Origin of the sequence: Stenotrophomonas capsici (genome assembly GCF_034961085.1) — a bacterium.
Lineage (GTDB): Bacteria > Pseudomonadota > Gammaproteobacteria > Xanthomonadales > Xanthomonadaceae > Stenotrophomonas > Stenotrophomonas capsici.
The window spans coordinates 1-4,901 of the sequence record NZ_JAYFUH010000261.1 but is presented as its reverse complement, the minus strand read 5'-3'; the positions used below and the strand labels follow the sequence as shown (position 1 = coordinate 4,901).

Annotated in this window: 3 protein-coding genes; 2 read left to right on the top strand and 1 reads right to left on the bottom strand. The window is 68.1% G+C overall.

Annotated features, from left to right (window positions below):
• Positions 1-601: prolyl oligopeptidase family serine peptidase (locus VA603_RS19065; protein WP_323439765.1), on the top strand; the 601-nt coding region annotated here is incomplete at its 5' end.
• 479 nt (positions 602-1,080) lie between these two features.
• On the opposite strand, the gene VA603_RS19060 is transcribed toward VA603_RS19065, so the two are convergent.
• Positions 1,081-3,864: a TonB-dependent receptor plug domain-containing protein gene (locus VA603_RS19060; protein WP_323439764.1), complete on the bottom strand. Its 2,784-nt coding sequence runs from the start codon at positions 3,862-3,864 to the stop codon at positions 1,081-1,083.
• A 185-nt stretch (positions 3,865-4,049) separates the two neighbouring features.
• Here VA603_RS19060 and VA603_RS19055 point away from each other — a divergent pair.
• Positions 4,050-4,901: aldehyde dehydrogenase family protein (locus tag VA603_RS19055; RefSeq protein ID WP_323439763.1), on the top strand; the 852-nt coding region annotated here is incomplete at its 3' end.

Below are 4,901 nucleotides of genomic sequence, written 5' to 3'. Positions count from 1 at the left end.
CGAGATCGACGGCATGGGCACCATGAACCGTTCCAAGGCCTTCCACGACGTGGCCTGGAAGAACCTGGGCGATGCCGGCTTCCCGGACCGCATCGCCTGGCACAAGGCCATGGCCGCGCGTGATCCTTCCTATGACATCAGTGGCGGCGTCGGCATCTACGGCGCATCGGCCGGTGGCCAGAACGCGCTCAACGCGCTGCAGTTCCACCCGGAGTTCTACACCGTGGCGGTGGCCTACAACGGCTGTTACGACAACCGCATGGACAAGCTCAGCTGGAACGAGCAATGGCTGGGCTGGCCGGTGGATGCCAGTTACAGCCGCGCCTCGGGCGTGGACAACGCGCATCGGATGCAGGGCAAGCTGCTGCTGATCGTGGGCGAACAGGACGAGAACGTGGACCCGGCCTCGACCTACCAGGTGGCCGATGCGCTGATCCGTGCCGGCAAGGACTTCGACCTGCTCACGGTGCCGGGCACCGGGCATGGCGTGGGCCGTTCGCAGGAGCCGGTGGACTACATCCAGCGCCGCAAGTTCGATTTCTTCGTGCGCCACCTGCGCGGGTTGTCCACGCCGGACTGGAACCAGCAGGGCACGCGCTGACGCACCCCTCGCGGCCGCGCGGTCACGATCGCCTGTCCCGACACATCGCCGCCGGCTGCCCTGGGTGCAGTCCGGCGGCGATCTGCATTGAAGCACCGGATTGCAGGCTTGCCGGTATGCCCGCCGCTGCGCGGCGATCGACCGCGCGGCGGTCGCTGCCGAGCCGGCACACGCGGCAGTAGAGGATGGCGCAGGTCGGTTGCCTGCACGCCACGCCATGCCATGCACCTCACGGGAAACACCGCCGATATGCCCGCAACGCCGGCTGGCGGCCTTGCGCTGTCGTTGCGGTAGCCGGCACCTTGCACCGCCGGGGAAGGTCCCTGCACGCCGGCGCAGAAGACCGGTTGTCCCGCAGGCCGTGCTGCTGCGGCGGCGAGCCAGGCATGTCCGCGTCCTATCTGGGGCGTTCCACGTGCAAAAAAAACCACCGCGGCGAGAACGCACCGCGGTGGCGGAAGGGAAACGCGGACCGCTTGTTACAGCTTGTATTCCACGGTCATGAAGTACTCCGTCCCCACCGGGTTGTACTTGGTGATGTCCGCGTACGGCCACCACTTCTCCGAGGCATGCCGGTACGGTGTCTTGTCGAACAGGTTGACCACCGCCAGGTTGAAGGACAGCTGCTCGGTGGCGCGGTAGGCCAGCGACAGGTTCACCGTCATCCACGGCCTGAAGCGCTCGTAGCTGTCGGCCCAGCGCACCGGCGAGGAACCCAGGCGGTTGAAGTGCAGGTAGCTGGAGAAGCGCTTGTAGTCCCAGCCCAGGGTCATGTTCGAGCGGGTGCGGAACTCGCTGTTCCACTGCCGGTCGCGGATGTTCTCCACGGCGTCCTCGGGCAGGTAGCGGCTGAGCGTCTTGAGGATGTGCGTATAGCCGATGCGTGCGGAGAAACGGCCCCAATGGTCGGTGGGCAGGGTGGAACTCCAGCTCGCGTCGATGCCATTCTGCTGGTACATGCCGGTGTTGAACGGGCTGGTGATCACCGACAGCACGCTGTCGTTGCGGCCCCCGCGTTGCACGCGCGCCAGCATGGTCTGGCACTTGGGCGAGTTCGGGTCCACGTCCAGGCCCTGTGCATCGAAGCCCAGCGCGCATTCGGCGGCATAGCGCAGCACCGCGTCGGCGCCGATCAGGCCGACCTGCTCCTCCAGCTTGATGCGGTACCAGTCCAGGGTGAAGGAGTGGTTCTGGCCGATCTGCGCGACCATGCCGAGGGTGTCGCTGCTGCCCTTTTCCTCGTGCAGCCCCGGGTCACCCTCGGAGTACTGGCGGATCGAGCCGGTGCCATAGTCGTCACCGCAGCCCTGCCAGCTCTGGCCGCGCTGCAGGCCTTCCTGCTGCACGCAGCTCAGGTAATCCACGCCGCTGGTATAGGCCGAGCTGCGTTCGGCGAACATCACGTGCATGTCCGGCGCGCGGAACGAGGTCGCGTGCGAGGCGCGCAGCAGCAGCCAGTCGCTGGGGCGCCAGCTCAGCCCGGCCTGCCAGGTGAAGGCGCCGCCGACGTCCGAGGCGTCGTCGTAGTGGTCGTAGCGTGCGGCCAGCTTGGCATCCCACTGGCCAAAGCCCGAGCCGGCCGCCAGCAGCGGCACCGAGAACTCCGTGCCCACCGCGTAGTGGTTGCGCTTGCCGCTGCCACGGATGCCGCTCCAGCCGTAGATGTCGCCATCGACGGTGGGCTGGTCGGTGATGAAGCGGTAGCTGTCGCGGGTGGCTTCGGCCACCGCGGCGAACGCCAGCGGCCCGGCCGGCAGGTCGAACAGGTTGCCGGACAGGTCGGCGGTGAACGACTGCGAGGTGGAGCGCCCGTCGCCCACCGAGGTGTGCATGACGTCGCGGAACACTTCCGGCGACAGCTGGCCGAAGAAGTCGATGTTGCCGTTGGGCATCAGGTTGGCGTCCAGGCTGCCGGCGCCCACGCGCACCCAACGGCTGCCGGCCCACGGCAGCGACCAGTCGCGGCCTTCCTCGCCGAACAGCAGGCCCATCATCGCCTTGTCGTTGAAGCGCTCGATCGTGTCGCGGTAGCGATAGCGGCCGTAGTTGTAGTTCAGGCTGTAGTCGAAGCGGCCCACCGCACCGCGGATGCCGGCGATGATGACGTCGTTGTTCTCCTTGAACTTCTGGTTGCTGCCCGGGAACTCGTTGTTGCGGAAGGTGCGGTAGGCATGGCGCCAGGCCACCGCGTTGGGCTGCGCGGCCTGCATGTCGTCCACCACCTCGTAGTCGACCGCGTAGCCGTAGCGGTACATGCCGGCATCGGCGCGCGAGCGCGTGCTCAGCGCGGTGGCGTACAGCTCGTGCTCGCCCAGCGCATGGGTGGCGTTGAGGAAGCCGAACAGGCGCTTGCGGCCGTTGCGCACGGTGTAGCTGTCGAAGTCGTTGTCACCGCAGTAGCGCTCCGGGCCGGTGGCGCTGCCGGGCTTGGCCGGCACGTAGCCGAGCGGGTCGCAGCGGCCACTGATGTCCAGCAGGTCCCAGCCGCTCTCGCGGTCCCAGAACGACATGACCTGGGTGGGGTCGCGGTAGTCCGGGTCGGGCGAGCGGTCCGGCGAGGCGAACCAGCGGCGCTGGTTGCCCTGGATCGGCCAGCGTCGGTCCCATTCCAGGCCGGCGGTCACCTGGGTGTCGCCGAACTCGAAGCCGGTGGTCACCGACACCCGCTCGGACCGGCCGCCGCCGTGCACGGTGTCGCCGTGGCGGTAGGACAGCGTGGTGCCCTCGACCTTGTCCTTGAGGATCACGTTGACCACGCCGGCCACCGCATCGGAACCATAGATCGCCGAGGCACCGCTGGTCAGGATCTCGACCCGGTCCACCGCCGAGGTCGGGATCATCGCCAGGTTGGTGACGTTGCCGCTGACCGTGCCGGCCGGCTTGGGCAGCATGGGGATGCGGCGGCCATTGAGCAGCACCAGCGTGTAGCCGGGGCCGAAGCCGCGCAGGTTCAGTGCCTGCGCGTTGGCGTTGAAGTTGTTGGTGTTCTCCTCGCCGACGAACACACCGGTGTTGGCGGTGATGTTGGACAGTGCGTCATAGACGTTGGCGAAGCCCTGGTGCTCCAGGTCCTCGGCAGTGATCATCTGCACCGGATCGATCCCCTCGATCTCGGTGCGCTTGATCCGCGACCCGGTCACTTCCACCTTGTCCAGGGTCCTGGCCCCGGCCTCGTTCGTGGCCTGCTGGGCCAGCGACAGTCCGGGTAACAATGCCAGGCCGATGGCCGTGGCGATGGTGCAGCGTTGTGGCAAACCCCTCATACTCCCTCCCGAGCGTGGTGTCTGGTTGGCGGTCTGATGCCGCCGTGCGGTGGCGCGCAATGCGCCTTTTTTCATGGTGTTGATGGCGGGGCAGGGCCGATAGCACGAAACGCCGGTGACCGATGCGGAACTCCGCACAGCCCGGAACGCGCACTGGCCCCTCCCGTCCCAAGGGAGAGATGCCGATGAATGCAGTGGGGTCGCCGGATCAGGACCTGCAGGTGACGCTGGCGCGGCTGCGCCAGGCGTGGATGGACAAGCGCCCGGACCATGCCCAGCGCCGTGACGACCTGCAGCGCCTGCGCGCCGCGTTCAAGGCGCGCATCGGCCAGATGAGCGATGCCATCGCCGCCGACTTCGGCCATCGTTCCCGGCATGAATCGGTGATCGCCGATGGCATGACCGTCACCGGCGAGATCGACCACCTGCTCGCGCACCTGCGCGGCTGGATGAAACCCGAGCGCGTGGGCGTGGGCTGGCGGTTCTGGCCGGCGCGGGCACAGGTGCGCGCGGTGCCGGTGGGCGTGGTCGGCGTGATCTCGCCGTGGAACTACCCGGTCAACCTCGCGCTGGTGCCGCTGGCCACCGCGATCGCGGCCGGCAACCACGTGCTGCTCAAGCCTTCCGAACACACGCCGCAGACATCTGCCTTCCTGCAGTCATTGCTGGCCGAGGTGTTCCCGCCCGAGCGCGTGAGCGTGGTACAGGGCGATGCGGGCGTGGCGGCGGCATTCTCCGCGTTGCCGCTGGACCACCTGGTGTTCACCGGCTCCACCACCGTGGGCCGCAAGGTGATGGCCGCGGCCGCGCAGCACCTGACGCCGCTGACGCTGGAGCTGGGCGGCAAGTCGCCGGCGGTGGTGGCCACCGACTACCCGCTGGAGGCCGCCGCCGCGCGGCTGGCGACGGGCAAGTGGTTCAACGCCGGGCAGACCTGCATCGCCCCGGACTACGTGCTGGTCGACGCCGGCCGCGTGGATGCCCTGGTGCAGGCCCTGCGCGAACAGGTGGGCGCGCGCTATGGCAACTTCGACGAT

What these genes read in the sequence shown, in the direction of transcription:
- VA603_RS19060 (WP_323439764.1), bottom strand. Translation starts at nt 3,864, where the DNA reads ATGAGGGGTTTGCCACAACGCTGCACCATCGCCACGGCCATCGGCCTG.